This is a genomic window from Bradyrhizobium sp. MOS003 (assembly GCF_003020125.1).
Lineage (GTDB): Bacteria > Pseudomonadota > Alphaproteobacteria > Rhizobiales > Xanthobacteraceae > Bradyrhizobium.
On the sequence record NZ_PYFW01000001.1, the window covers coordinates 127943 to 152134 of the forward strand.

Annotated in this window: 26 protein-coding genes and 1 tRNA gene; 12 read left to right on the forward strand and 15 right to left on the reverse strand. The window is 64.1% G+C overall.

Annotated elements, in window-relative coordinates; all coding sequences use genetic code 11:
• Positions 1-17 precede the first annotated feature (17 nt).
• Complete coding sequence (locus tag C7G42_RS00635; protein ID WP_106947192.1) at positions 18-992, forward strand: NADPH:quinone oxidoreductase family protein; 975 nt, start codon at positions 18-20, stop codon at positions 990-992.
• A 190-nt stretch (positions 993-1182) separates the two neighbouring features.
• Here C7G42_RS00635 and C7G42_RS00640 read toward each other — a convergent pair whose 3' ends face one another.
• Both C7G42_RS00640 and C7G42_RS00645 read right to left on the reverse strand, forming a co-directional pair.
• Entirely contained in the window at positions 1183-1563 is a 381-nt protein-coding gene (locus C7G42_RS00640) for a YkvA family protein (RefSeq protein WP_106947193.1), read from the reverse strand.
• Between the two features lie 101 nt (positions 1564-1664).
• Complete coding sequence (locus C7G42_RS00645) at positions 1665-1955, reverse strand: 4a-hydroxytetrahydrobiopterin dehydratase (RefSeq protein ID WP_106947194.1); 291 nt, start codon at positions 1953-1955, stop codon at positions 1665-1667.
• A 152-nt stretch (positions 1956-2107) separates the two neighbouring features.
• Here C7G42_RS00645 and C7G42_RS00650 point away from each other — a divergent pair, with 152 nt between their 5' ends.
• Positions 2108-3553, forward strand: coding sequence for a TAXI family TRAP transporter solute-binding subunit (locus C7G42_RS00650; RefSeq protein WP_106947195.1), 1446 nt, complete (start codon positions 2108-2110; stop codon positions 3551-3553).
• Positions 3554-3675: 122 nt separating this feature from the next.
• Positions 3676-5217, forward strand: a complete 1542-nt coding sequence (locus tag C7G42_RS00655; protein ID WP_106947196.1) for an alkaline phosphatase D family protein — start codon at positions 3676-3678, stop codon at positions 5215-5217.
• 3 nt (positions 5218-5220) lie between these two features.
• Here C7G42_RS00655 and C7G42_RS00660 read toward each other — a convergent pair whose 3' ends face one another.
• Positions 5221-5604 (reverse strand): response regulator, encoded by a 384-nt coding sequence (locus C7G42_RS00660; RefSeq protein ID WP_106947197.1) that lies wholly within the window; start codon positions 5602-5604, stop codon positions 5221-5223.
• A gap of 177 nt (positions 5605-5781) precedes the next feature.
• On the opposite strand from C7G42_RS00660, the gene C7G42_RS00665 reads away from it, so the two are divergent.
• The 6 genes from C7G42_RS00665 (at position 5782) to C7G42_RS00690 (ending at position 12580) form a co-directional block, all read left to right on the forward strand.
• Entirely contained in the window at positions 5782-6546 is a 765-nt protein-coding gene (locus tag C7G42_RS00665) for a Crp/Fnr family transcriptional regulator (protein WP_106947198.1), read from the forward strand.
• Between the two features lie 80 nt (positions 6547-6626).
• Positions 6627-7343: a prolipoprotein diacylglyceryl transferase family protein gene (locus tag C7G42_RS00670; protein ID WP_106947199.1), complete on the forward strand. Its 717-nt coding sequence runs from the start codon at positions 6627-6629 to the stop codon at positions 7341-7343.
• Complete coding sequence (locus C7G42_RS00675) at positions 7340-8785, forward strand: radical SAM protein (RefSeq protein WP_106947200.1); 1446 nt, start codon at positions 7340-7342, stop codon at positions 8783-8785. Before C7G42_RS00670 ends, C7G42_RS00675 begins: the two co-directional genes overlap by 4 nt.
• Positions 8782-9063 carry a hypothetical protein gene (locus C7G42_RS00680; protein ID WP_106947201.1) on the forward strand — a complete coding sequence of 94 codons (282 nt, stop codon included), beginning with the start codon at positions 8782-8784 and terminating at the stop codon, positions 9061-9063. Before C7G42_RS00675 ends, C7G42_RS00680 begins: the two co-directional genes overlap by 4 nt.
• A 238-nt stretch (positions 9064-9301) precedes the next feature.
• Positions 9302-11128 carry a translational GTPase TypA gene (gene typA / locus C7G42_RS00685; RefSeq protein ID WP_106947202.1) on the forward strand — a complete coding sequence of 609 codons (1827 nt, stop codon included), beginning with the start codon at positions 9302-9304 and terminating at the stop codon, positions 11126-11128.
• 204 nt (positions 11129-11332) lie between these two features.
• A complete protein-coding gene (locus C7G42_RS00690) occupies positions 11333-12580 on the forward strand; it encodes a flavin monoamine oxidase family protein (protein WP_106947203.1) in 1248 nt (415 codons plus the stop codon).
• Positions 12581-12602: 22 nt separating this feature from the next.
• Here C7G42_RS00690 and C7G42_RS00695 read toward each other — a convergent pair whose 3' ends face one another.
• Genes C7G42_RS00695 through C7G42_RS00710 form a run of 4 tightly spaced genes read right to left on the reverse strand, consistent with a single transcriptional unit; the run spans position 12603 to position 15701 of the window.
• On the reverse strand, positions 12603-13010 hold the full coding sequence (locus tag C7G42_RS00695) for a thiol-disulfide oxidoreductase DCC family protein (protein WP_106947204.1): 408 nt from the start codon (positions 13008-13010) through the stop codon (positions 12603-12605).
• The gene (locus C7G42_RS00700) at positions 13010-14329 is read right to left on the reverse strand and encodes an SDR family oxidoreductase (RefSeq protein ID WP_106947205.1); all 1320 of its coding nucleotides are present in this window, start codon (positions 14327-14329) and stop codon (positions 13010-13012) included. Before C7G42_RS00700 ends, C7G42_RS00695 begins: the two co-directional genes overlap by 1 nt.
• An 8-nt stretch (positions 14330-14337) precedes the next feature.
• Positions 14338-14805, reverse strand: a complete 468-nt coding sequence (locus C7G42_RS00705) for a DUF2269 family protein (protein ID WP_106947206.1) — start codon at positions 14803-14805, stop codon at positions 14338-14340.
• Positions 14802-15701, reverse strand: a complete 900-nt coding sequence (locus tag C7G42_RS00710) for a dienelactone hydrolase family protein (protein ID WP_106947207.1) — start codon at positions 15699-15701, stop codon at positions 14802-14804. The genes C7G42_RS00705 and C7G42_RS00710 overlap by 4 nt, the downstream gene beginning before the upstream one ends.
• A 262-nt stretch (positions 15702-15963) precedes the next feature.
• Between C7G42_RS00710 and C7G42_RS00715 the strand changes: the two genes are divergently transcribed.
• Together C7G42_RS00715 and ppa are read left to right on the forward strand one after the other, a co-directional pair.
• Positions 15964-16473 (forward strand): GNAT family N-acetyltransferase, encoded by a 510-nt coding sequence (locus tag C7G42_RS00715; RefSeq protein WP_106947208.1) that lies wholly within the window; start codon positions 15964-15966, stop codon positions 16471-16473.
• Between the two features lie 177 nt (positions 16474-16650).
• Positions 16651-17193, forward strand: a complete 543-nt coding sequence (gene ppa / locus C7G42_RS00720) for an inorganic diphosphatase (protein WP_106947209.1) — start codon at positions 16651-16653, stop codon at positions 17191-17193.
• 71 nt (positions 17194-17264) lie between these two features.
• Here ppa and folD read toward each other — a convergent pair whose 3' ends face one another.
• The 3 genes from folD to C7G42_RS00735 are packed head-to-tail and all read right to left on the reverse strand — an operon-like array spanning position 17265 to position 18809.
• Entirely contained in the window at positions 17265-18149 is an 885-nt protein-coding gene (gene folD / locus C7G42_RS00725) for a bifunctional methylenetetrahydrofolate dehydrogenase/methenyltetrahydrofolate cyclohydrolase FolD (protein ID WP_106947210.1), read from the reverse strand.
• A 10-nt stretch (positions 18150-18159) separates the two neighbouring features.
• The gene (locus C7G42_RS00730; RefSeq protein WP_106947211.1) at positions 18160-18504 is read right to left on the reverse strand and encodes a DUF167 domain-containing protein; all 345 of its coding nucleotides are present in this window, start codon (positions 18502-18504) and stop codon (positions 18160-18162) included.
• A gap of 14 nt (positions 18505-18518) precedes the next feature.
• Complete coding sequence (locus C7G42_RS00735) at positions 18519-18809, reverse strand: YggT family protein (protein ID WP_094975914.1); 291 nt, start codon at positions 18807-18809, stop codon at positions 18519-18521.
• 217 nt (positions 18810-19026) lie between these two features.
• Between C7G42_RS00735 and C7G42_RS00740 the strand changes: the two genes are divergently transcribed.
• Positions 19027-19102: transfer RNA gene (locus C7G42_RS00740), tRNA-Ala, on the forward strand.
• Between the two features lie 113 nt (positions 19103-19215).
• Here C7G42_RS00740 and C7G42_RS00745 read toward each other — a convergent pair.
• The 5 genes from C7G42_RS00745 to C7G42_RS00765 all read right to left on the reverse strand — a co-directional run bounded on the left by C7G42_RS00745 (position 19216) and on the right by C7G42_RS00765 (position 24160).
• A complete protein-coding gene (locus C7G42_RS00745) occupies positions 19216-20028 on the reverse strand; it encodes an enoyl-CoA hydratase (protein WP_106947212.1) in 813 nt (270 codons plus the stop codon).
• A 107-nt stretch (positions 20029-20135) separates the two neighbouring features.
• Complete coding sequence (locus C7G42_RS00750; RefSeq protein WP_106947213.1) at positions 20136-20930, reverse strand: glutamine amidotransferase; 795 nt, start codon at positions 20928-20930, stop codon at positions 20136-20138.
• A 121-nt stretch (positions 20931-21051) separates the two neighbouring features.
• Positions 21052-21831: an SDR family NAD(P)-dependent oxidoreductase gene (locus C7G42_RS00755; protein WP_106947214.1), complete on the reverse strand. Its 780-nt coding sequence runs from the start codon at positions 21829-21831 to the stop codon at positions 21052-21054.
• A gap of 243 nt (positions 21832-22074) precedes the next feature.
• On the reverse strand, positions 22075-22563 hold the full coding sequence (locus tag C7G42_RS00760; RefSeq protein WP_106947215.1) for a tellurite resistance TerB family protein: 489 nt from the start codon (positions 22561-22563) through the stop codon (positions 22075-22077).
• Between the two features lie 187 nt (positions 22564-22750).
• Positions 22751-24160 carry an adenylate/guanylate cyclase domain-containing protein gene (locus C7G42_RS00765; RefSeq protein WP_106947216.1) on the reverse strand — a complete coding sequence of 470 codons (1410 nt, stop codon included), beginning with the start codon at positions 24158-24160 and terminating at the stop codon, positions 22751-22753.
• Between the last annotated feature and the right edge of the window lie 32 nt (positions 24161-24192).

Consider the following 24192-nt stretch of genomic DNA (forward strand, 5'->3'; position numbering starts at 1 on the left):
ACGCTTCAGGTGCCGCCATGAAAGCCATCCTCTGCTCGCAATATTGCCAGCCCGACGATCTCGTGCTGGCCGATGTGCCGGATCCGGTGGCCGGTCCCGGCGAAGCCGTGATCGCGATCAAGGCGGCGGCGCTGAACTTCTTCGACATCCTGATGATTCAGGGCAAGTACCAGATCAAGCCGCCGTTTCCGTTCTCGCCAGCGGCCGAAGTCGCGGGCGTGATCGAGAGCATCGGCGCCGGCGTGACCGATCTGAAAGTCGGTGATCGCGTTGTCGCCTCCTGCGGCCACAACGGCGCGCGCGAGAAGATCGCGCTGCCGGCGGCCTCGATCGTGAAGATCCCCGACAATCTCGACTACGACCGCGCGGCCGGCATCATCATCATCTACGGCACCGCGCTGCATGCGCTGGAAGATCGCGCCAGCCCGAAGCCGGGCGAGACGCTCGCGGTGCTCGGCGCTGCCGGCGGCACCGGCCTTGCCGCCTGCGAGCTCGGCAAGCTGATGGGGTTGAAGGTAATCGCCTGCGCCTCGTCGGACGAGAAGCTCGAATTCGCCAAAGCGCATGGCGCCGAGCTGACGCTGAACTACGGCAAGGAGGATCTCAAGGAAGGTCTGCGCAAGCTCACCGGCGGCAAGGGCGTCGACATCATCTTCGATCCGGTCGGTGGGGCCTATGCCGAGCAGGCGCTGCGCTCGATCGCCTGGGAAGGCCGCTTCCTCGTGATCGGCTTTGCCGCCGGCGACATTCCCAAGATGCCGCTGAACCTCGCGCTCTTGAAGGGCTGCGACATCCGCGGCGTGTTCTGGGGCGCCTGGACCCGGCTCAACCCGGAAAAGAATCGCGCCAACCTCGAGAAGCTGGTGAAGTGGACGGCGGAAGGCAAGATTTCATCGCATGTCGATCGCACCTTTCCGCTGGCGCAGACCGCGGACGCATTGAAGGTGCTGGCGGGACGCCAGGCCATGGGCAAGGTGATCCTGCATCCGTGAGGATGTGAGCGGACGCTAGCGTCCGTCCACACGCTTGCGCCACACACAATTGTCATCGCCCGGCTTGATCGGGCGATCCAGCATTCCGTGACATCACTGATTGGGTCGAGAGCCCGCAGCGTACTGGATTCCCCGCCTTCGCGGGGAATGACAGCGGTGAGTGTAGCGACGTGCTGTCGCCAAAAAACGCCTACTGCGCCTCTCCCTCATCCACGCCACGCTTCAGCACCGCACGCGCGGCTTCGCGATGCTCGTTCGTGATGTGGCCGGAGACCATGCGAATGGCGGTGGCGAGCACGGCGGCATCGTCCGCAAAGCCGAGGACCGGCATCACGTCGGCGACGAAGTCGAACGGCAGGATGAAATAGGCGATCGCACCCAGCAGCGCGGCCTGGACGTGGCGCGGGGTCTGCCGGTCGAACGCGCAGTAGTAGGCGGCAAGCAGGTCTTCCGCGAAGGGCAGATGCGCGGCGACACGCTTCAGCTTGCGCCAGAAGCGGCGGCGCACGCTCTCGCGATCTTCCGCGAGCCGATCGGCCGGCTCGAAACCGACGCTGTGTTCGGCAGCCATGTTCGACAAACTCCCCGTTCAGCCCCGGCCGGCAGAACGCCGCGCCCCGGGCTGATCACAAGATGGGGATGTCGCCGATCCCTGCAAGACGCCAGCCGATCTCAGCCTGCGATCGCGTTCATCGTCTGGGCCAGCGCGATGTCGAGGGCGGTGACGCCGCCGGCATCGTGGGTCGACAGCACCACCTCCACCGTCTTGTAGACGTTGCGCCATTCGGGATGGTGATCCATCTTCTCGGCGGCCAGCGCGGCTCGGGTCATGAACCCGAACGCCTCGTTGAAATCCTTGAAGATAAAGGTTTTCCCGATGGCATCCCGGCCCTGAACCTCGGTCCAGCCAGGTAGTCCGCCCAGCGCCTGCCTGCGCGCCTCCGCCGAGAGTCGTTCTGTCATAGTCATCTCCGTCCTTCAGGGGAACTTTACCCTAACACCCCGCTGATGCCCGGGTTCATACGGCGATTTCGGCCATCCGCTAACCATGACGGAGATGTAACCCCGCCGAACAAGAAATTTGCTACAATTGCGGGCGTAAATCGCCGGCCAAGATGAAACTGAGCCTGAAGCGCCTGTTTGGGAGATCGATGACCGGGGGATTGGACCTGGCCGAAACGCCCTCTCCGCCTTCGCCGCGATCCGCGGCGCGGAAGACCGCACTCGTGACTCTTGCGCTCGTGCTCGCGATCATCGGCGCGCTGGCCGGCGGTTATTATTTCGCCATGCGGCCCGTGACGTTGAAGATCGCAGTCGGTCCCGCCAACAGCGATGACGTCAAGGTCGTGCAGGCGCTGACGCAAGCCTTTTCGCAGCACAAGAGCCAGATCCGGCTGCGGCCAATCCAGACCGACGGCGCTACGGCCAGCGCCGAGGCGCTTGCGGAAGGCAAGGTCGATCTCGCGATCGTGCGCGGCGACATCGACGTGCCCAAGAACGCGCAAGCGGTCGCGACCCTGCGCAAGAACGTCGTGGTGCTGTGGTCCGTACCGGGCAAAGGCAAGAAGCGGGGCCCGAAGATCACCAAGATCTCGCAGCTCGCCGGCCATCGCGTCGGCGTCGTCGGCCGCACCCAGGCCAACGTCAATCTGCTCAAGGTGATCCTCCAGCAATACGGCGTCGATCCCGCCAAGGTCGAGATCGTGCAATTCCCGGCCAACGAGGCCGCCGAGGCGATCAAGGCCCAGAAGGCCGACGTCTATCTCGCAGCAGGCCCGGTCAACAGCAAGATCACGGCGGATGCGATCGCCGCCTCCACCAAGGATTTCGGCGCGCCCAGCTTCCTCGCGATCGAATCGGCGGATGCGATCGCGCAAAATCATCCGGTCTACGAAGCGTCCGAGATTCCGGCCGGCACCTATGGCGGCTCGCCCGCCCGCCCGGATGACGAGGTCAAGACCATCAGCTTCTCGCACCACATCGTGGCGCGCAAAGGCGTGTCCGACACCACCATCGCAGCGTTCACGCGCCAGCTCTTCTCCGTGCGCCAGCAGCTAGTGACGGAATTCCCGCTGGCGGCAAAGATCGAGACGCCCGACACCGACAAGGACGCGGTGATCCCGGTGCATCCCGGCGCAGCCGCCTTCGTCGACGGCGAGGAAAAGACCTTCCTCGACAAATACAGCGATTACATCTGGTGGAGCCTGATGGCGCTCTCCGCCATGGGCTCGATCGGCGCCTGGTTCGCGGGCTATCTGAAGAAGGACGAGCGCGACAACAACAGCCATCTCCGCGAGAGGCTGCTCGACATGATCGCGGCGGCACGCAAGAGCGAGGCGACCGAAGAGCTCGACCAGATGCAGGCCGAGGCCGACGATATCCTGCGCGACACGTTGCGCTGCTACGATCACGGTGCGATCGAGGAAGGCTCGCTTACGGCCTTCAACATCGCGCTGGATCAGTTTCACGCCGCCGTCGCCGATCGCAAGGCGGTGCTGTCCAGCCTGCCGCAGAACCTGCAACGTGCGGGCGCGCAGTTCAGGGCGGCCGGCAACGCGTAACGCTTGCGCGCGTTATCGCTGCGTCACATTGTCTCAATATAGGTTCACTGTCATTTCGGGGCGCGCAACGTCCGAGCCCCGATTCCATCGAGCCACATTCGCAGGGTTCGGAGCCATCCTTCATGAACATCAAATTCTCCCGCCGCCGTTTCCTCGCCACCGGCGCCGGTGTGCTCGGCACCGTCGCGATGCCCTATCTCTCGCGCGCGGCCGATCGGCCCGCGGTCACCCATGGGGTGCAATCGGGCGACGTCACGGTCGACAGCGGCGTGGTGTGGGCGCGCGCCGACCGGCCCGCGCAGATGCTGGTCGAGGTGGCGACGACCGAGTCGTTCAGGGATGCCCGGGCGCTGCCGCCGATCGCGGCGCTGCCCGAGAGCGATTTCACCGCAAAGATGCTGATCGAGAACCTGCCCGCTAGCCAGGACATCTTTTACCGAATCCGCTTCCGCGATCTCTCGCATGGCGCGATCGAGGGCGAGCCGGTGACCGGCCGCTTCCAGACCGCGCCCGCCGACCGCCGCGACGTCAGCTTCGTCTGGGGCGGCGACGTTGCAGGACAAGGCTGGGGCATCAACCCCGATGACGGCGGCATGTTCACCTTCTCGGCGATGCGCAAGCACCGTCCGGACTTCTTCCTGCACTCAGGCGACACCATCTATGCCGACGGACCGATTGTATCCGAGGTGAAGCTCGCCGACGGCAAGATCTGGAAGAACGTCACCATCCCCGAGAAGGCCAAGGTCGCGGAGACGCTCGACGAGTACCGCGCCGCGCACAAATACAATTTCACCGACGAAAACCTCCGCGCCTTCAATGCCGAGGTCCCGATCTTCGTGCAATGGGACGACCACGAGGTGACCAACAATTGGTCGCTGTCGAAGGAGTTGCCGGCCGCCTACAAGGAGCGCGACATCTCGCTGCTCGCCGCCCGCGCGGGCCGCGCCTTCCACGAGATGTATCCGATGCGCGAGAGCATCGTTGAGCCGGGCCGGGTCTATCGCCAGATCTCCTACGGCCCGCATCTCGACGTTTTCGTGCTCGACGAACGCAGCTATCGCGGTCCGAACGGCCCAAATCTGGAAACGGAATATGGCCCGGCCAGCTACTTCCTCGGCCCCGACCAGATCGCCTGGCTCAAGCGCGGCCTGCTCAATTCCCGCGCGACCTGGAAGGTGATCGCCTCCGACATGCCGCTCAGCCTCATCGTGTCGGACACGCCGAAGGGCGGCTCGGAAGCGACCGCGCAGGGCGACGGCCCGGCGCGCGGTCGCGAGCTCGAGATCGCCGACATTCTACGCTTCATCAAGATGGCGCCGATCAGCAACACGGTGTGGCTGACCGCAGACGTGCACTACGCTGCCGCGCATTATTACGATCCGAACAAGGCACAATTCCAGGAGTTCGAGCCGTTCTGGGAATTCGTGTCGGGCCCGCTGCATGCCGGCACCTTTGGTCCGAACGCGCTAGACAACACGTTTGGCCCTGAGGTGCGCTTCGTCAAGGCGCCGGGCAAGGAGAGCCAGAACCTGCCGCCGTCCGCCGGCATGCAGTTCTTCGGTCACGTCAAGATCGACGGCGCCTCAGGCCAGATGACCGTGACCTTGCGCGACCGCGCCGACGTCGCCCTGTGGTCGACCACGCTCGACCCGAAGCAGGCCTGATCGCTAATCGAGGGGGCGCGCCTTGAGCGCCGCTTCCAGCGCGTCGCTCGAGCACGGCTTCTGCAACCGCGGCTGGCCGGAGAATTCAGGCGGAATTCGCTCCTCTGCGCCATAGCCGGTGACGAAGACGAACGGGATCTTCAGCGCTAACAGCCGCTCGGCGACGGCAAAGCTCGTCTCGCGGATCAACTCGACATCGAGCAGCGCGAAGTCGGGCGCACGCTTGGCGATGGCGTCCAGCGCCTGGGTCACCGAGCCGACGCTCCGCACGCCCGTCACCCCAAATCCGAGCAGACGGTCCTCGAAATCGATGGCGATGATCGGGTCGTCTTCGACGATCAGAACATAGGCCGGCCAGCTTGTGCCATTGGAAAGCGCGGGGGTCATGATCGCATCTTATGTGTGGGGGGTCGGATCAGGACTGCCGCGACACGATGCCTGCTTGCAGCGCATCGGAGGGTTCCCGGAACGAAACCCACCACATCGCTGTTCTCCAGTCTGTCCACTTGTGCACACAGGGAAGGTACGGAACCCGGTAAGATGGGAGCGGGATGGGGATTCACGATGGATGTGCGTATCAGCAAGATGACCGAGGTCGAGAGCCGTCCGGCCAACAATTTGTTGCGGCGTCTGAGCCAGGCGGACTACGCCCTGCTCGCGCCGCACGTGACCATCGAAAACTCCGCAGCCAACCAGCTGCTCTACAGCCCCGGTGACGACGTCCAGGTCGTCCACTTCCCCTGCGGACCGGCGCTCGCGACCTTTCTCGTCCCCAACGAGGATGGCCGAGACGTCGAGACCATTCTGGTGGGCCGCGAAGGCGCGGTGGGCGGCATCGTCAGCGAGGGTTTCCTGCCGGCCTATACCCGGATCTGCGTGAAATTCAGCGGCCCGTTTGCGCGTGTCCATGTCGCCAAGCTGGAAGCGGCCAAGCTGCGCTCGGCGTCGCTGCGCAACATCTTTGCCCGCTACGCCGATTGCATGCTGGCGCAGATCTTCCAGTCGACCGCCTGCAACGCGATCCATTCGATCGAACAGCGGACCGCCAAATGGATCCTGGCGGCGATGGAGCGGACCGGCGACGAGGACAGCGTGCCGCTGACCCACGAACAGCTTGCGACGCTGCTCGGCGTTGGCCGCAGCTATGCCAGCCGCGTGCTTCAATCGTTCAAGGCGGAGCGGATTCTCGACACGAGGCGCGGATCGATCCTGGTTCGCAACCGCGACGGCCTGAAGCTTCGCGCCTGCCTGTGCAACGACGCGGTGAAAATGCATTTCGAGGAGGTGCTGCGCGGCGTCTACCCGACCGAGCAGCAGGAGGCCGGCTAGCGCTCCGCCTTGCTTCTCCAGCGTGAAGAAGGAGCGGGCGCACTATCCCGCGCGGCTGGAACCTGGGCTAATATCCCCCCATGAGCGGGGTCTTTCTTCACACCATCTTCGACGTGCTGGCCTGGCTGGCGGCGGCGGCGGCCGTCTACTGGTTGTCGCGACAGCGCCTGCAGTTTCCGGCGCAATCCTTCGAGCTGCCATATATCGCGGCGCTGGTGTTCGGCGCGGGCCTCGGGGCCTATCTGTTCGGCTCCGCCAATCTGTGGCTGTCGGGCGAGAGCGGCATTGCCCGCTCGGTCGAGGGCGCGATCGCCGGCGGCATCGTCGCGATCGAGCTCTACAAATGGTCCGCAGGGATTGCCGCACGGACCGGCGCGCGTTTCGCGCTGCCGCTCGCGCTCGGCATCGCGATCGGCCGGCTCGGCTGCTACTTCGCCGGCCTCGACGATTTCACCTATGGCACGCCGACCGCGCTGCCCTGGGCCCATGATTTCGGCGACGGCATTCTGCGCCATCCGGTGCAGCTCTACGAAGGCGCGGCCATGGCAATATTCGCGCTCATCTATGTGCTGGCGGTCGTGAACCGAAACGCCTTTGTGATCATCAATGGTTTCTACCTGGTTCTTGTCTATTATGGAGCGCAACGCTTCCTGTGGGAATTCCTGAAGCCCTACGGTACGCTGATCGGCCCTTTCACCCTGTTTCACCTGCTGTCGCTGTCCATTTTGCTCTACGCCGGCTTCATGCTGGCGACGGCGCCCAAAGCGAGACCCATACAAAGCGAGTCACTTGCATGAACGCGCCGTTGCGTAAGTCGCGTCCCTATATTTTCTGGGGGCAGACCCAATCTCTTTGCGAGACCTGCCTCAAGCTGGTGCCGACCAAGATCCAGATCCTGGACAACGAGGTCTGGTACGAAAAGCGCTGCCGGGAGCATGGCGTCCAGTCGACGCTGGTGTCGACGGATGCAGCCTATTGGCGCCTGTGCAAGGATTTCATCAAGCCCGGCGACCGGCCGCTGCAATTCCAGCGACGCACGGAATTCGGTTGTCCCTATGATTGCGGCCTCTGTTCCGACCACGAGCAACATTCCTGCCTGGCGCTGATCGAGATCACCGAGCACTGCAATCTGACTTGCCCGGTCTGCTTTGCGGAATCCTCGCCGGCACGAACGAAATTCACCCCGCTCGCGACGGTGGAGAAAATGCTCGACGCGCTGGTCGCGAGCGAAGGCGAGCCGGATCTCGTGCAGATCTCCGGCGGCGAGCCGACGCTGCATCCGGATTTCTTCGCGATCCTGGACGCGGTGCGCGCCCGCCCGATCCGCCACGTCATGATCAACACCAACGGACTGCGCATCGCACGCGAGAGGGATTTCGTGGCGCGGCTCGCCGAGAACAAGCGCGGGCTGGAGGTCTATCTCCAGTTCGATTCGCTGCAGCGCGACGCGCTGATCGACCTGCGCGGCGCGGATTTGCGAAAAATCCGCCAGCAGGCGCTGGAGAATCTCGAGCATTTTGGCGTCTCGACCACGCTGGTCGCGACCATCAAGCGCGGCGTCAACGATTCCGAGATCGGCGACATCGTCCGCCACGCGCTGACCTGGACATGCGTGCGCGGCGTCACGCTGCAGCCGGTGCAGGACGCCGGCCGCAACGAGAATTTCGACAAGACTACCGACCGCATCATGCTGTCGGAGATCCGCAAGCGCGTGATCGAGACCGGCGTGTTCGGCGACAAGGACATGATCCCGCTGCCCTGCAATCCCGAAAGCATCTCGATCGGCTACGGCCTGCGCAACGGCGAGAAGGTGCTGCCGCTGACCTCGCTGATTCCGCAGGAGCAGCTTGTCGCCGTGATGCCCAACACCATCAGCCCGGAAAAATATCCGGTGCTGCGGGAAAAGTTTGTCGATCTATTCTCGCTGTCGTCGGGACCGCTGAACACGAGCGAACGCGTCTGCGAATTGTTGTGCTGCCTGCCCAGCTTCGAGGTGCCGCAGGGCTTGTCTTACGAGAACGTCTTCCGCGTCACCATCGTGCAGTTTCTCGACCGCTTCAATTTCTGCGTCGGCAACGTCAAGCGCAGCTGCATCCATTTCGTAACGGAGCAGGGCGCGATCATTCCGTTCGACACCTACAATCTGTTCTACCGAAATGGAAAGATCGACGGCATCCGCGCCGGGCTCGAAGGGCAGACTTACCGCGAGGCAAGACAAAGCGAGGAGGCATCACAATGAGCGATACGCCACCGCCGGTTCTGCCGCCCGTCCCGACACCCGGCGAGACACGCAGCGGCTGCCTCACTGCGCTGATGGCCATCTCCGGGATTTTCATGCTGCTGCCCGGTCTCTGCGCGCTCCTGTTCGGTGGAATGTCGGTGGTCGAGGGTGGCCAGATCGCCTCCGACATCGCGCCGCTGGTCCTTCTGGGATTGGTGGTGGGGATCGGCGGGGTCGCCATGATCTGGGCGGCGATCAAGGGGCGGAAGGCCCGGCCGGCCCGGAACGGCAGCTAAGCCCCGGAGATTCCCGGACAAAATTCGATCAACCAACGGGCAAAGAACACATTGTTTTTTGGCCGTTTTTGCATATATTGCGGCGCAACGCGTAGGCTGCCCGGTCGATATGGCCGGGCTTCCTTTTTGGGCGGAAAGCGCCCCGTTTCCAGTCTTCCAGCGTTGTTTCGAGAAGAGGTCCCGGTCCGACCGGCGAGATCGCGCTTAACCCATTGTACGAACGCAAAGAAGCTCACTCATGAACCTCCGTAACGTCGCCATCATCGCTCACGTCGACCACGGCAAGACGACCCTGGTCGACAAACTCCTCCAGCAGTCGGGCACGTTCCGCGAGAACCAGAAGGTGACCGACCGCGCCATGGACTCCAACGATCTGGAGCGCGAGCGCGGCATCACCATTCTGGCCAAGGCGGCCTCGGTGCAGTGGAAGGACACCCGCATCAACATCGTGGACACGCCAGGCCACGCCGATTTCGGCGGTGAGGTCGAGCGCATCCTGAACATGGTCGACGGCGCCCTGGTGCTGGTGGACGCCGCGGAAGGTCCGCTGCCGCAGACCAAGTTCGTGGTCTCCAAGGCTCTCAAGGTCGGCCTCAAGCCGATCGTCGTCATCAACAAGGTCGACCGCCCCGACGCACGCCCGACCGAAGTCATCAACGAGGTGTTCGACCTGTTCGCCGCGCTCGATGCCAGCGAGGAGCAGCTCGACTTCCCGATCCTCTACGGGTCGGCCAAGCAGGGCTGGATGGCTGACAGCCCGGAGGGCCCGAAGGACAAGGGCATGGAGCCGCTGTTCGACCTGATCCTGCGCCACGTCGCGCCGCCGACGGTCGAGGAAGGTCCGTTCAGGATGATCGGCACCATCCTGGAGGCCAACCCCTATCTCGGCCGCATCATCACCGGCCGCATCTCCTCCGGCGTGCTGAAGCCGAACCAGCAGGTCAAGGTGCTCAATGCCGAGGGCAAGCTGGTCGAGTCCGGGCGCATCACCAAGATCCTGGCCTTCCGCGGTCTCGAGCGCACGCCGCTCGATGAGGCCGAAGCCGGCGACATCGTCGCCATCGCGGGCCTGACCAAAGGCACCGTCGCCGACACCTTCTGCGACCCGACCGTCGAAGTGCCGCTGCCGGCGCAGCCGATCGATCCGCCGACCGTGTCGATGTCGTTCATCGTCAACAACTCCCCGCTCGCCGGCACCGAAGGCGACAAGGTGACGAGCCGCATGATCCGCGACCGTCTGTTGCGCGAAGCCGAAGGCAACGTCGCGCTGCGCGTCGTCGAAGCCTCCGACAAGGACGCGATGGAAGTCTCGGGCCGCGGCGAATTGCAGCTCGCGATCCTGATCGAGACCATGCGCCGCGAAGGCTTCGAGCTCTCGGTGTCGCGTCCGCGCGTCGTGTTCCAGAAGGACGAAGCCACCGGCGCAACCATGGAGCCGATCGAGGAAGTCGTGATCGACGTCGACGAGGAGCATTCCGGCGTCGTCGTGCAGAAGATGAGCGAGCGCAAGTCCGAGCTGGTCGAGATGAAGCCGTCCGGCGGCAACCGCCTCCGCCTGGTGTTCTACGCGCCGACCCGCGGCCTGATCGGCTACCAGGGCGAACTGCTCACCGACACCCGCGGCACCGCGATCATGAACCGCCTGTTCCACGGCTACGCGCCGTACAAGGGCGAGATCCAGGGCCGCCGCAACGGCGTGCTGATCTCCAACGACCAGGGCGAAGCGGTGGCGTACGCCATGTTCAAGCTGGAAGACCGCGGTCCGATGATGATCGAGCCGGGCTGGAAGGTCTACAAGGGCATGATCGTCGGCGAGCACACCCGCGACAACGATCTCGAGATCAACGTGCTCAAGGGCAAACAGCTCACCAACATCCGCACGACGTCGAAGGACGAGGCGGTGCGCCTGACCCCGCCGATCCGCATGACGCTGGAAAAGGCGCTCGCCTATATCGAGGACGACGAACTCGTCGAGGTCACGCCGAAGTCGATCCGCCTGCGCAAGAAGCACCTCGACCCGAACGAGCGCAAGCGCGCCGAAAAGTCCAAGGAAGCGGTGGCCTAAGGCCGCCGCTCTCTCTTGCCCCGGACGCAGCGCAGCACGCAGTGATGCGCTGCTGAGCCGGGGCCCCGGACATTCTCATCACCTAAGCTATCACCTTGGGTCCCGGCTCTGCGCCGCACCGCTGCGCGCTGCGTCGCGTCCGGACACGAGAGCTGCATACCTGGCCGGCTTCAGCGCGCTCGACAGACGTGCTAGAGCCCACCCATGAGTTCCCTGCCCTCCTCCGTCGATGTCGCGATCATCGGTGCCGGTGCCGCCGGCCTCGGCGCCGCGCATGCGTTGCAAGGCTCGGGCCTCTCCGTGATCGTGCTGGAGGCGCGTAACAGGCTCGGTGGCCGCGCGTGGACCGTGCAGGCCTCGCCCGAAGTCATCTTCGATGTCGGCTGCGGCTGGCTTCACTCCGCCGACAAGAATTCCTTCGTCGCCATCGCCAAGCGTTTGAATTTCGTGGTCAATACCGACCTGCCGCCCTGGCGCGATCGTGCCTTCGGCGAGGTGTTTCCGGAACGAGAGCGCGACGAGTTCGCGCGCGAGATCGACGCGTTCTACGACCGCGTCAGCGAGGCGGCGGAAGCGGGCGAGGATGCGCCGGCCGAGCGATATCTCGAACCGGGCAATCGCTGGAACCCGATGATCGATGCCGTCTCGACCTATGTGAATGGCTGTGAACTCGATCGGGTCTCGATCCTCGACATGGACGCCTACGAGGACACCTATTTCAATTGGCGCGTCCGGGCCGGGTATGGCGCGCTGATCGCGGCCTATGGCGCCTCCTGCCCGGTGGCACTGAACTGCAACGTCTCGCTGGTCGACCATTCCGGCAGGCGAATTCGGATCGAGACGTCGTCGGGCACGCTCACTGCCGACAAGGTGATCGTCACGGTGCCGACCAACCTGATCGCAGACGAAGCCATCCGCTTCTCGCCGCCGTTGCCGACCAAGGCCGATGCTGCGGCTGGCTTGCCGCTCGGCGTCAACGACAAGGTGGTGCTGGCGCTGGAGGACGCAGAAGCCTTTCCGAAGGAAGGCAATCTGCGCGGCGCGACCATGCGCACCGCAATGGGCACCTACCATATCCGCCCGTTCGGCCAGCCCTGCATCGACGGTTTTTTCGGAGGCACCTTTGCGCGCGACCTGGAGGACGCAGGCGAGGGTGCCTTCGCCGCGCAAAGTATCGATGAAATCGCGGACTATCTGGGTAACGACATCCGCCGCAAGCTGAAGCCGCTCGCAGAGTCGCGCTGGGGCCACGACCCCTTCGCGCGCGGTGCCTATTCGCACGCGCTGCCGGGCCATGCGGGAGATCGCGCCGTGCTGGCCGCGCCGGTGGATGGCCGGCTGTTCTTCGCCGGGGAAGCGACCTCCCCGAACTTCTTCACAACGGCGCATGGAGCGCGGGACAGCGGGGAGCGGGCTGCGAGGGAAGTGCTGGCGGCTTTGCTCAGGCCGTAGCAACAAACGCCGTCATTGCGAGCTAATCGATCACCCGCGCCCGTAAGTCAGCATCGGGCACGAAGCACGCATCGTACTTACCGAAGATACGATAGCGATTGCGCGCGACGAGGCTGTACACGGCATTCCGCAACGGCTTCGGCACCGCGAATAGCACGCGCACCCATCTCCAGCCGGGAAGCTGCGACAGTACGGTCAACGCGGCGTCCGACTTCATGAACACTTCGCCGCCGTGGACGACCGCGTTAGTGTCAGGATCCTCAGGATCGATGCCAAACGTGCGCGCGAGCTTCGCGCCATAGTCCGACTGAATCGGCGTAAACCGAAACCGCTTCGCCGTATCGCGCCTGGCCACGAACCGGACCCAGCGTGAGCAGAAGATGCAGACACCGTCGAACAGGATCACGTCGTCGTCAGGCCATTTGCTCATTAGCGGTTATCCAGCATCAGGAGCGCGACCAGCATCAGCACGATTGCCGGACCCGTTTTCACCAGCGCACCGAGCGGCTCGATCCAGAGGTCGGGCGTCAGAATCGCCGCGCCGACCATATAACCGAGCGAAGCCATAATGCCCGCGACGAGGCCGATCGCCGCGGTGCGGCGGAAAGCGATCAGCACGCCGATGCCCATGTCCATCAGGCTGGTGCCGATGGTGATGGGATCGACCAGCGCCGGCGGAAAATTGTGCGCCGTCAAAATGCCGGCGGCGGCGCGGTAGGACACGAACAGCGCAATGAAACCGGAGAGGAACCAGAACATGACGAGGCTGGCGAAGATCAGTGCCTTGACCGGGAACAGCCGCGCGAACCATTTGTCCTGGACGGTCGCGGGATGACGACCGATCGTCTCGACCAGCGTCTTCGGCGCGATGCCTGTGGCGGCGATCCATGCCGAGGGATCACCTCGCACGCCGCGGCGCAGCTCGGCGATGGCAGTGGAACGCATCGGCGGGGTCCAGCCGAGATGATTGGCGAGATCGCCGATCCTGGCGCCGAGATCGAGCATGAAAGACGGTGTCGCGACACGCGGCCAGCCGGCGGTGCCAAACGTCAGACGGAACTGTTTGATGACGCCCGCCAGGGTGATCGATTCGACTTGCATCAAGTCCCACGTGACGGCTTTGAGTGAAGCATCGTCGACGTCACGCGCGGCGAGCCAGGCGATGGTGGCCGAAATATCCTCCATCGCGACGGGCTGGAACGACGTTGCCATCTCCTTGTCGGGAAGATCGAGCGGGAAAGCCGCGAGCGAGCGCAGCAAGGCGCCGCCGCCATAGGCTGACGGTGCAACGACGAAGCCGGGCCGCAGGATGGCATGGGGAATGCCGGAGGCCGCGATCAGGCGCTCGGCTTCGCGCTTGGTCGTCGCGAAGCTGGTGCGATCGGTCTGCGCGGCTCCGGGAATCGAGATGTGCACTAGCCGAACCGCGCGGCCGCTGCCGTCGATCGCCGCAAGCAGCCGAACGACGAAATCGCGATGCACGGCGTTGGTATCGCTGCCCGAACCGTCCTGGAGCACGCCGATACAGTTTACGATGACGTCCACGGCGTGCTCGCGGAGCAGTCGCGTTAGCGAGGCTGCATCGAGCGAGAGGATCGCCAGCTCGATATCCAGCGCGCTCATCCTCTGCGCCGGCAATAGGCTACGCGCCACGCCGACAACGCGAAAGCCCCGTGCGCGAAGATCGTCGGCGACGAAGCGGCCGATCAGGCCGGAGGCACCAAGCACCAGAATGGTTCGCTCACTCATCGCGTCTCTCAAAACGGTCTTGCGATCATCAGCCACAGGATCAGCATCGTCGCACCGAAGCCGGGGAAGCCGAAAGCGAACCAGCGGCGGAACAGAACGAAATAACGCTCCGGAAGCGCACTGCGCTGCCCGGCCGCCTCGTGGGCGAGATCGCGCATCTCGATCTGCATGAAGACAACGGGAATCCAGAACAGGCCTGCGATGGCATAGAGCGCGAGCGAGGCGAGCAGCCAGCGTTCCGTGATCGGCGTCGCCGAGAGCAGCATCAGCAACCCGCCCGTCAGCGGCTGAAGGATTACGGCCGACAACGTGAAGATTGCATCCGCGACCACCACCACCGAAGCCGTGCGCGCGATGAACGCCACGTCGCTGGTGCGATGCGCCATCAGCATGAAGAAGGCGATGCCGGTTCCGGTGCCGAGGATCACGATGGCACCGAGCACATGGAAATACTTGACCAGGACATACAGCGTCATGGCTTCTTGGTCGCTGTCGGCTTGCCCTGGTTCAGCGCACGCGCGAGCTCCCGGCTCGCGGCGTCGACGCCGGCCTCGCGCTCGATCATCCAATGCCCTTCGCTGCCGACGGCCGGCAAAATGTGGAAGTCGACCTGGCCGCCACTGCCGCGAAACGCATCGGCCAGCGCTTTCGAAAACGCCGGCGCGAAGTAGCTGTCATCGGTCGCGACGAGCCACGTGACGGGAATCCGCGCGCCCCTGCCGAATTCCGCTGCGGCCGCAAGAAGCGTGTGCTTCGCGCAGATCCGGTTCGGCTCATCATTGGCATGGCCGCCCCGCCCGGGCGCAAACACCGTGATCGCGGCGATTGCTTTTGGATCGGCATTGGCGAGCGCGAGCGCACCCCAGCCGCCGGCGGAATGGCCGAGCACGATCGCGGCATCTTTGCGAATGAAATCCTGCCTGCGCAAGAACTCCAGCGCGAGCCAAATTTCCTCGGCCGTTGCACGGCCCGAGCGCGCATAGTCCGCCTCATCACAGCCGCCCTGGTCCTCGACATAGCGGCCGCCGGTCGCACCATGGCCGAGCCGCTCCGGCACCAGCACGGCAAAACCGCGCGCGACGAGAAAGGCGGCGAGCGGACGGTACTCCGGCTGCGGCATTTGCGCTCGACGCAAGCCATTCTGCGTCGAGGCGTGTGCGACGACCGCAAGCCGGAACGGACCTGCGCCGGTGGGGCGAAACAGCAAGGCACGCGCAGCAATGCCGGTATCGGGCGACGGCACAAGCCATTCTTGGCGGCGAAGCAGTTCGCCCTCCTCGCCCGAAGGGCCAAACGTGACCTGAGCGCACAGAGACGCAGTCGACAAAGCCAGCAGAGACAGGAGCGCGAGGATGATGTCGAGGAGCCGCATGAATGGCCGGAGGCGAGAACAGCGACAATCAGACTAGTAGGAACGAATCAATATCGGCAGACTTTCTGCGTTGCCATCGCCGTTCATTCGTTGCCGCAGAGGGAGTTTTGCACCGACGCGTGGCATGCCGGTGCCATTCGAGTCGGCGTCTTGTCTTTTTTCGATACAACATGGTTAGGAACTGATGCACAAAATCCACACGTTAACCGATAATTAACGATAGGTCTTGCCGCCGGCGCGGCGACTTGGTTTGATTGCGTCCATGAGCACAACCCTGATCGAGGTCCGACCGGCCAAAGCTGCAGATGCAACTGCGGTGGCGTCAACTCATGACGAAGCATGGCGCTCGGCCTATCAGGGCATCATCCCCGGCGCCGAGCTGGAAAAGCTGATCAACCGCCGCGGCCCGCAATGGTGGGACAGCGCGATCCGCAAGGGCAGCCGTGTCAGCGTGCTCGTGTTCAGCGACAAGATCGCAGGGTACGCCAATTACGGCCGCAACCGCGCCCGCAGCCTGCATTTCGACGGCGAGATCTACGAGCTTTACCTGCGCCCCGAATTCCAGGGCCTTGGTTTCGGCCGCCGCCTGTTCACCTCTGCCCGCCGCGACCTGATGCAGAGCGGGCTGAAGAGCATGGTGGTGTGGGCGCTCTCGGACAACGACCCAGCGACGGAGTTCTACCGGGCCTTGGGGGGCCGTATGGTGGCACGCTCCTCGGAGCGGTTCGGGCCGAAGTCGCTCGACAAGGTTGCCTTCGCCTGGACCAATTGAGCTGCTGAAAGCCTATCCGGCAGCGTTTTCCGTCCGTCGATACCGTTGCCTTTGAGCCGGTGATCTCCGGATTCATTATTTCACAAAAACGCGATGGATCAGCGGGCCAACCCCGCGTATGACAGCGCCAAAATCGCTGCCGGGCGCGATTTATCCTCGGCAACAACGGAGCCTTCAATGCGTATCGATGCGATCTCGATCGGGAAAAACGTACCACACGAAGTCAACGTCCTCATCGAAGTCCCCGTGGGCGGCGAACCGATCAAGTACGAGATGGACAAGGAAGCCGGCACGCTTGTGGTCGACCGTTTCCTCTACACGCCGATGCGTTACCCCGGTAACTACGGTTTCATCCCGCATACTTTGTCGGATGACGGCGACCCCTGCGACGTTCTGATCATCAACACCCGCGCCATCATTCCCGGCGCCGTCATGAGCGTGCGCCCGGTCGGCGTGTTGTTCATGGAGGACGAAGCCGGCGGCGACGAGAAGATTCTGGCGGTGCCGTCATCGAAGCTGACGCAGCGCTACGACAAGGTGAAAACGTACTCCGACCTGCCCGACATCACGCTGCAGCAGATCCAGCACTTCTTCGAGCACTACAAGGATCTCGAGAAGGGCAAATGGGTGAAGATCCTGCGCTGGGGCGGCCCGGAGGACGCGCACAAGCTGATCCTCGAAGGCATGGATCGCGAGGAAAAGAAAAAGAACAAGGGCTGAGCTTCTGGGCCCCCGCTCAGCAGCGCACCGCTGAAGAAGCGCTGCGCTGCGTCCGGGGCACGAGAGTTCAGCTACACCGCCGGCTTCGGTAGTTCGGCGATCGCGCAGGCCGCTCGCAGCGTGTTGACCAAGAGGCACGCAACGGTCATCTGGCCGACGCCGCCCGGCACCGGCGTGACCGCGCCGGCAACCCCAAGCGCTTCCTGATAGGCGACGTCGCCGACGAGGCGCGTCTTGCCGTCTTCCTTGGGTATCCGGTTGATGCCGACGTCGATCACGGTTGCGCCCGGCTTCAGCCAATCACCGCGCACCATCTCGGGCCTGCCGACCGCGGCGTAGACGAGATCGGCCCGCTTCACGAGCCCGGGCAGGTCGCGCGAGCGCGAATGCGCGATCGTCACCGTGGCGTTCTCGTTCAGCAACAATTGCACCAAGGGGCGGCCGACCAGATTGGAGCGGCCGATGACGATGGCGTTCATGCCTTCCAGCGAAGCGTGCACGCTCTTGGTCAGGATGATGCAGCCAAGGGGCGTGCAGGGCGACAGCGCCTCGAAGCCGCCGGCGAGCCGACCGGCATTGTTCGGATGCAGCCCGTCGACGTCCTTGGCGGGGTCGATGGCGTTGACGACGGCTTCGGTGTTCAGCGCTTTCGGCAGCGGCAGCTGCACCAGAATGCCGTGCACGGCCGGATCGCGGTTGAGCTTTGCGACCAGCGCCAGGAGATCTGCCTGCGACACATCGGCCGGCAGCTTATGCTCGAACGAGGCCATGCCGGCGGCCTGGGTCTGGGTGTGCTTGGAGCGGACATAAACCTCGCTGGCGGGGTCGCTGCCGACCAGCACGACCGCCAGCCCCGGCACCAGATTGTGCTCTCGCCTGACGCGGGCGACCTCCTCGGCGACGCGGGCGCGAAGCTCCGCGGCGATGACTTTTCCATCGATGATCTCAGCGGTCATGTCAGTTCCCTCAGTCTTTCGATTGGGCCGAGACCAGCTGGCGCAGGGCTTCGCCGAGCCGTGCCGGATCGCCATCGACCGCGATCTGCTTCAGCCGCGAGGTGGCGCCGGACAGGAGCTTCACGCCGGCTTTGGGGACGCCCAGCGATTTCGCCAGCAGGACCAGAACAGCGTTGTTGGCTTCGCCACCATCGGCGATGGCGCGCACCCGCACCTTGAGCACGCTGCGGCCGTCGGCCAATTGCTCGATCCCGTCGATGCCGTCGCGACCGCCGCGCGGCGTCACCCGCAGCGCGATGCTGATGCCTGCGGCCGAATAACGCCAGGGTTCCTTACAAGCTACGTTGGCAACCAAGGGCTCCAGCCCGCTCAGACCACGTTCGGGTAGATGTAGTACAGGATCACCCGCTCGATGAACATGATGAGCAGGATCAGGATGATCGGCGAGATGTCGAGACCGCCGAGACTGGGCAGGAAATTGCGAATCGGCGCCAGCACCGGCTCGGTGATCCGGTACAGGAACTCCGCCACCGCCGACACGAACTGGTTTCGCGTGTTCACGACGTTGAAGGCGATCAGCCAGGACAGGATCGCAGAGGCGATCAGCAGCCAGACGTAGAGGTCGAGCACGATGATGACGATGTCGAGAACGGCACGCATGATTTGAAAGACTCTGGCTTTTGAAGATTCTGGCTATCAAACTCTGGCTACGGCTGGATTGACGCCTTTTGCTAGATATCGGTTCCCCCCCGCCCAAACAAGGGAAGTCGGTGCCAGGATGGCTAAAACCGGGTAACTGCCGTCCTTGACTTGACCTTGGCGGGGACTTAAATGGCGCCCGGTTGTCGGCCGCGTTTACCAGAGCGGCCAGCAAAAAGGGGCCATAGCTCAGCTGGGAGAGCGCGTCGTTCGCAATGACGAGGTCGGCGGTTCGATCCCGCCTGGCTCCACCACGCTTCGCCCTTCGGGCTACGCGTGGCGCGGCCACGAGGAGCCCAAAGGGTGAAGCGTGGTGTCCGTCGAAGCCCGCAGGGCCAAGACGGACTGTCTCTCCAACTTTCTCCCCCTACCTCGCCGTAAACCGCGGCGGCCGCTTCTCCATGAAGCTCGCGACCCCCTCCCGGAAATCGCTGCCGGCCAGCGCCACCATCATCTCCCGATTGGCTTCGATCGTGGCCTCGGCCAGCGTCTGGAACGGCACCTCGTAGAGCTGGCGCTTGATCACGGCCATTGCGCTCGGCGATACGAAATCGGCGAGGTCGCGCGCATAGGCATAGGTCTCCTCGCGCAGCTTCTCCGGCGGGCAGAGCCTGTTCACCAGACCGATCCGCAACGCTTCGTCGCTTCCAACGCGCCTCGCCGAGAGCAGCAGATCCATCGCGTTGGCGTGGCCGACGATGCGCGGCAGCATCCAGGAAATGCCGTGCTCGGCAATCAGGCCGCGCCGCGCGAAGGCGGTCGTGAACACGGTGTTGTCGGCGGCAAAGCGCAGGTCGCAATAGAGCGCGTGCACGAGGCCGATGCCGGCCGTGGCGCCATTGAGCATGGCGATCACAGGCTTCTTGATCGACGGATAGAAACCGTAGCGCGTCTGCCAGTCCGGACGCCGGTTCATGTCGAACGGAGGCAGATTCGTTGCGCGCCTGACGTCATCGGGGTCGAGCCCCTTCAGCGCATCCATGTCGGCGCCGGCACAGAAGGCGCGGCCCGCGCCGGTGAGAATGATGACGCGGACATTCTCATCATTGCTCGACGCTTCCATCGCGTGACGTACGTCGCGCTCCATGGTCGGCGTCCATGCATTCATGCGATCGGGACGATTCAGCGTGATGGTCGCGATCTTGTCGCTCACCTCATAGAGAATGTGCTCGTAGGCCATGGCGCTCTCCCTTTGCTTTCCGGCGCGTTCGACGCTCGTTGGCTATGAGCCTAGCATATACAGAGAGAAGGCAGAGACTTGCGCCAAGAACCTGCGCGAAAGCGCGATCACTCGGCGGCTTGCGCCAGCACCGGCCGGCGCGCCAGCCAGCCGTCGATGAAATGGTCGAGCCAGGCGCGCTCTGCGGCATCGTACACGGCACGATCGGCGAAATGATGATGCCGCTGCCGCGCACCGGGCGCGCTGAAGCCGTCATAGCCGCGCGTGGTCCAGCGATGCATCATCGCGTAGGTCACGTCAGGATGAAATTGCACACCGAAGGCATTGCCGGCGCGGAACGCCTGCACCGGAAAATCGTCGCCTTCTGCCAGCAGCTCCGTGCCGACAGGCAGCTCGAATCCCTCGCGATGCCAGTGATAGACCTGGGCCGGCCAGGCCGGGCAGAGCGCGTGGCCCGCGGCTGTGGGCCGGATCGGGTAGTAGCCGATCTGGGTCAGCGCATCGGCATGCGGCGCGACGAGGGCGCCGAGCTGCTTCGCCAGCATTTGGGCACCAAGGCAGATGCCGAGAAACGGCCGCTGCTCGCGGAGCGGAATTTCGATCCAGTCGATCTCACGGCGGATGTAGTCGTCGGGATCATTGGCGCTCATCGGGCCGCCGAAGACGACGGCGCCGGCATGCCGGTCGAGTGTCTCGGGGAGGGAATCACCGAAGCGGGGACGGCGAATGTCGAGGCGATGGCCGAGCGCGCTGAGCGCATTGCCGACGCGACCGGGGGTCGAGGATTCCTGATGCAGAATGATGAGAATCGGCAACTTCGTTTCGGAGGCGGCCGCACCCGGCGCCCTTCGGGTGAAGGGCACCACCTCTGCGCCACCAAACCTGTCCGTCCGGAACGACATGGCCTCTGCGAGTGCTATCGGTTCAGACCGCCAGCATAACTAAGCGATGGTTAACATCGTGTGAGTTCGCGCACACATCAAAACCAAAGCAAGCTCCGGGCCAATACGGGCGCTTCGAGACCTAATGCCTCTGCCTCTGGAACCGACTGGTGGCGGCTAGGATGAAGCCCCGCGGGAAGAAACGCAGCGCAAAGGGCACAATCTTGATGCCGAGACCGGGCAGCACTGCCCGTTTGTTGGCCATCAGGCCACGGTAGGCCTCCCGTGCAACCTCGGCGGCCGAAACATTGAGAAGCGCCGTATCATGTCCGGAGCCGACGCCGGCACGCGCCTGGAATTCGGTCGGCACGGGACCTGGGCAAAGCACGGTGACGCGAACGCCGCGCGGCGCGAGCTCGGCCCGGAGCGCTTCGGTGAAGGAAATCACGTAGGCCTTGGAGGCATAATAGACGGCCATGCCGGGACCGGGCAGGAAGCCCGCGACCGAGCCGACATTGAGAAGACCGCCCTTGTTCCTGATGAGTTGATCGGCGAAGCGCAGCGACAAATCCGTCAGGGCCCGCACGTTGACATCGACAATCCCAACCTGCTCGTCGCGATCGCGCTCGATGGCATCGCCGAACACACCGAAGCCGGCATTGTTGACGAGGTGATCGAGCTCGACGCCTTCGGCGACCAGCGCCGCCGCGATCGTCTCGCCGGCGTCGGGGTTCTCGAGATCGCAGGCAATCACGATCGGCTTCCTGCCGCCCTTGGCGGCGAGCTCGTTCGCGAGCGCCTCCAATCGATCCGCGCGCCGCGCCGTCAATGCGAGGCGATGTCCTTTGGCGGCAAACACGCGCGCCAGCTCCGCACCTATGCCCGCCGAAGCACCGGTGATCAACGTTACCCGCTCGGTCACGATAAAAGTCTCTTGAATTGAAGTTCTTGGCCCCGCCAAGTTCTTCGCCCTGCAATGGCGGAACGAGAGCATAAGCCGTGAGCGACAGGCAAGCGGCGTCGGCCGCATGGCCGCTTGAGCGGGCGACAGGGGGAGCAGGAAAACCGGGAATTTACGGATGAATCCGGAGCCGGACGGGCGGCACTTACATTAAAGTTTCGTCATGTGGTCAGCACAACCGGCCATCCGCCGGTTTTGCGCGGATCAGCCGCCGACGGCGCTGTCCTTCACTTGACCAGCGGCGCGCTCCGCCACCGTATGCTTCAGGTCGATCCGGTCGCGCTGGGAGATGCCGAGCAGATCGGAAGCGCGCCAGACGACGTTGTCTTCGAATTCGGAGACTTGGCCGTCGGCATAGACCAGCTCCCACATCATCCGGACGATGCGCTTGCGGCCGTCTTCGTCGAGCGAGCGCATGATGACACTGGTGAAGTGATAGAGGTCCACCGCCTCGCCCTCGACCTGGGTAGCGTCCGCAATCAGGCGATCCGCAGTGCCGCGATCGAGCCCAAAATGGCTTTCGATCAGGCTGTGCAGCTTGCGCTGCTCACTCGCGCTCGGCTGGCCGTCCAGCGAGACCACATGGACCAGCAGCGCAGTGGCAGCCAACCGATAATCGCTGTCACCGAACGTGCGGCCCTGGTCATGGGGGGCGACAATGTCGGCGATGAATTGACGCAGGCCGTCGAGCATAAGGTCCTACCGAGATCGATGCAGCCGCGAGGCGCGGCCGTTACCAGCATTATATGAGCAGGAAACTCAACCGGCGCAACGTGCGTCAGTTCCGCGCGCAGCATTACGTTTCCGCAATCTGGGCCGTCTCATTCGCCGTCATGGCCCGGCCTGTCGAGGGCGGCTTGGAGCCGCCATCGACCATCCCTCACGGAATCTCGTACACCACCATCTTGTCGGCGATGCCGCGCAATGCAGCCTGTTTCTGGATCGGCCTGATCTCGCGTTGCTTCAGCACTTCCGCCACGGCCGGCGCATCGAGCACCGGGCCGGTGATGTGGATCTCCTGCGCGGTCGACAGGCTCTGCACGCGGGCGGCGATGTTGACGGTCTGACCGAAATAATCCTGCCGCTCGTTGAGCATCACCGCGAGGCAGGGGCCTTCATGGATGCCGATCTTGACGATGAGATCGTCGGTGCCACGCCGCTTGTTGAGTTCGTCCATCGCCGCGCGCATCCGCAGGCCCGCGACGATGGCGTGCTCGGGCCGGATGAAGGTCGCCATCACCGCGTCGCCGATCGTCTTCACCACGGCGCCCTTCTCGGAGGAGATGATCTCGAGCAGCGCGTGGAAATGCGCTCGCACGAGATCGAACGCGGCGAGGTCGCCAACGCGCTCGTAGAGCGCCGTAGAGCCCTTCAAATCGGTGAACAGGAAGGTCAGCGACGTAATCTGGAGCCGCTGATCGAGACTGAGATTGTCCGCCTTGAACACATCGCGAAAGGTTTGGTTCGACAGCATCCGCTTGGCGGTGAGGAACGGCTTGCGCTTGCCGATCAGATGGTGAAGCGCCTCGGCGGCGATGAACACCGACGGCAGCACGCGCACGCCGGCCTGGTTCTCCAGCGACAGCCGCAGCGGGCCGGGCCGCATGGTCGTGGTCCCCGTCGGGGCCTGCACCTTGTTGTACATGATGGCCAGCTGCTGGCGGTCCCTGGTCGGCTCGCCCTGGACGTCGATGAAATGGGCGGCGTGCGTCACCGGCTCGAAGATGATGACGAAATCACCGGGCAGTTGCAGCGACATGGTCGCCTTCTCACCAGCCGGCAGCTCCATCGTATCCAGCGTCACCTCGTTCGCCAGCGTCGCGAACGAGTCCTTGTTGAAGTCGACGCCGGAGCTCCAGAACACCTGCTTGAAATACTCCCACACCGGCAGCGTGTCGGGGTCGTGCGCCGCGATGCGCCGGACCCGAGGATTCACGGTGAAGGACACCTCGACCTGATCGTCGACGGAGGCCTTGTAGCCGCAGGCGCAGAGCGCGCAGTGATAGTCGTCGGGCTTGAGCGCCTTCAGCGTCGTGTGCGCGCCGAGCACGCCGCCGCAGCCCGGGCACAGCACGTTCCAGCCGAGGTCGAACAGTCCGAGCCGCGCCGCGTGCAGGAAGGCCGAGATCGCGCGCTCTTCGTCGACGGCATGCTGCGTGGCGAAGTCGAGGACATTGACGCGGTTGAGCTCGTGATCCTCGCCGTCCTCGATCAGACGCGCAATCGCATCGACCACCTTCGCGTCGGCGGTCTGCTTGAGAACGGAAAACTGGGCCTGGATGTCACTCATGGCGGGGCTCTATCTAGGGTGGATCACGCCAT

Coding starts and splice junctions, on each gene's coding strand:
- C7G42_RS00635 (WP_106947192.1), top strand. CDS start 18: ATGAAAGCCATCCTCTGCTCGCAATATTGCCAGCCCGACGATCTCGTG.
- C7G42_RS00640 (WP_106947193.1), bottom strand. CDS start 1,563: ATGGCTGCCGAACACAGCGTCGGTTTCGAGCCGGCCGATCGGCTCGCG.
- C7G42_RS00645 (WP_106947194.1), bottom strand. CDS start 1,955: ATGACAGAACGACTCTCGGCGGAGGCGCGCAGGCAGGCGCTGGGCGGA.
- C7G42_RS00650 (WP_106947195.1), top strand. CDS start 2,108: ATGAAACTGAGCCTGAAGCGCCTGTTTGGGAGATCGATGACCGGGGGA.
- C7G42_RS00655 (WP_106947196.1), top strand. CDS start 3,676: ATGAACATCAAATTCTCCCGCCGCCGTTTCCTCGCCACCGGCGCCGGT.
- C7G42_RS00660 (WP_106947197.1), bottom strand. CDS start 5,604: ATGACCCCCGCGCTTTCCAATGGCACAAGCTGGCCGGCCTATGTTCTG.
- C7G42_RS00665 (WP_106947198.1), top strand. CDS start 5,782: ATGGATGTGCGTATCAGCAAGATGACCGAGGTCGAGAGCCGTCCGGCC.
- C7G42_RS00670 (WP_106947199.1), top strand. CDS start 6,627: ATGAGCGGGGTCTTTCTTCACACCATCTTCGACGTGCTGGCCTGGCTG.
- C7G42_RS00675 (WP_106947200.1), top strand. CDS start 7,340: ATGAACGCGCCGTTGCGTAAGTCGCGTCCCTATATTTTCTGGGGGCAG.
- C7G42_RS00680 (WP_106947201.1), top strand. CDS start 8,782: ATGAGCGATACGCCACCGCCGGTTCTGCCGCCCGTCCCGACACCCGGC.
- typA (WP_106947202.1), top strand. CDS start 9,302: ATGAACCTCCGTAACGTCGCCATCATCGCTCACGTCGACCACGGCAAG.
- C7G42_RS00690 (WP_106947203.1), top strand. CDS start 11,333: ATGAGTTCCCTGCCCTCCTCCGTCGATGTCGCGATCATCGGTGCCGGT.
- C7G42_RS00695 (WP_106947204.1), bottom strand. CDS start 13,010: ATGAGCAAATGGCCTGACGACGACGTGATCCTGTTCGACGGTGTCTGC.
- C7G42_RS00700 (WP_106947205.1), bottom strand. CDS start 14,329: ATGAGTGAGCGAACCATTCTGGTGCTTGGTGCCTCCGGCCTGATCGGC.
- C7G42_RS00705 (WP_106947206.1), bottom strand. CDS start 14,805: ATGACGCTGTATGTCCTGGTCAAGTATTTCCATGTGCTCGGTGCCATC.
- C7G42_RS00710 (WP_106947207.1), bottom strand. CDS start 15,701: ATGCGGCTCCTCGACATCATCCTCGCGCTCCTGTCTCTGCTGGCTTTG.
- C7G42_RS00715 (WP_106947208.1), top strand. CDS start 15,964: ATGAGCACAACCCTGATCGAGGTCCGACCGGCCAAAGCTGCAGATGCA.
- ppa (WP_106947209.1), top strand. CDS start 16,651: ATGCGTATCGATGCGATCTCGATCGGGAAAAACGTACCACACGAAGTC.
- folD (WP_106947210.1), bottom strand. CDS start 18,149: ATGACCGCTGAGATCATCGATGGAAAAGTCATCGCCGCGGAGCTTCGC.
- C7G42_RS00735 (WP_094975914.1), bottom strand. CDS start 18,809: ATGCGTGCCGTTCTCGACATCGTCATCATCGTGCTCGACCTCTACGTC.
- C7G42_RS00745 (WP_106947212.1), bottom strand. CDS start 20,028: ATGGCCTACGAGCACATTCTCTATGAGGTGAGCGACAAGATCGCGACC.
- C7G42_RS00750 (WP_106947213.1), bottom strand. CDS start 20,930: ATGTCGTTCCGGACGGACAGGTTTGGTGGCGCAGAGGTGGTGCCCTTC.
- C7G42_RS00760 (WP_106947215.1), bottom strand. CDS start 22,563: ATGCTCGACGGCCTGCGTCAATTCATCGCCGACATTGTCGCCCCCCAT.
- C7G42_RS00765 (WP_106947216.1), bottom strand. CDS start 24,160: ATGAGTGACATCCAGGCCCAGTTTTCCGTTCTCAAGCAGACCGCCGAC.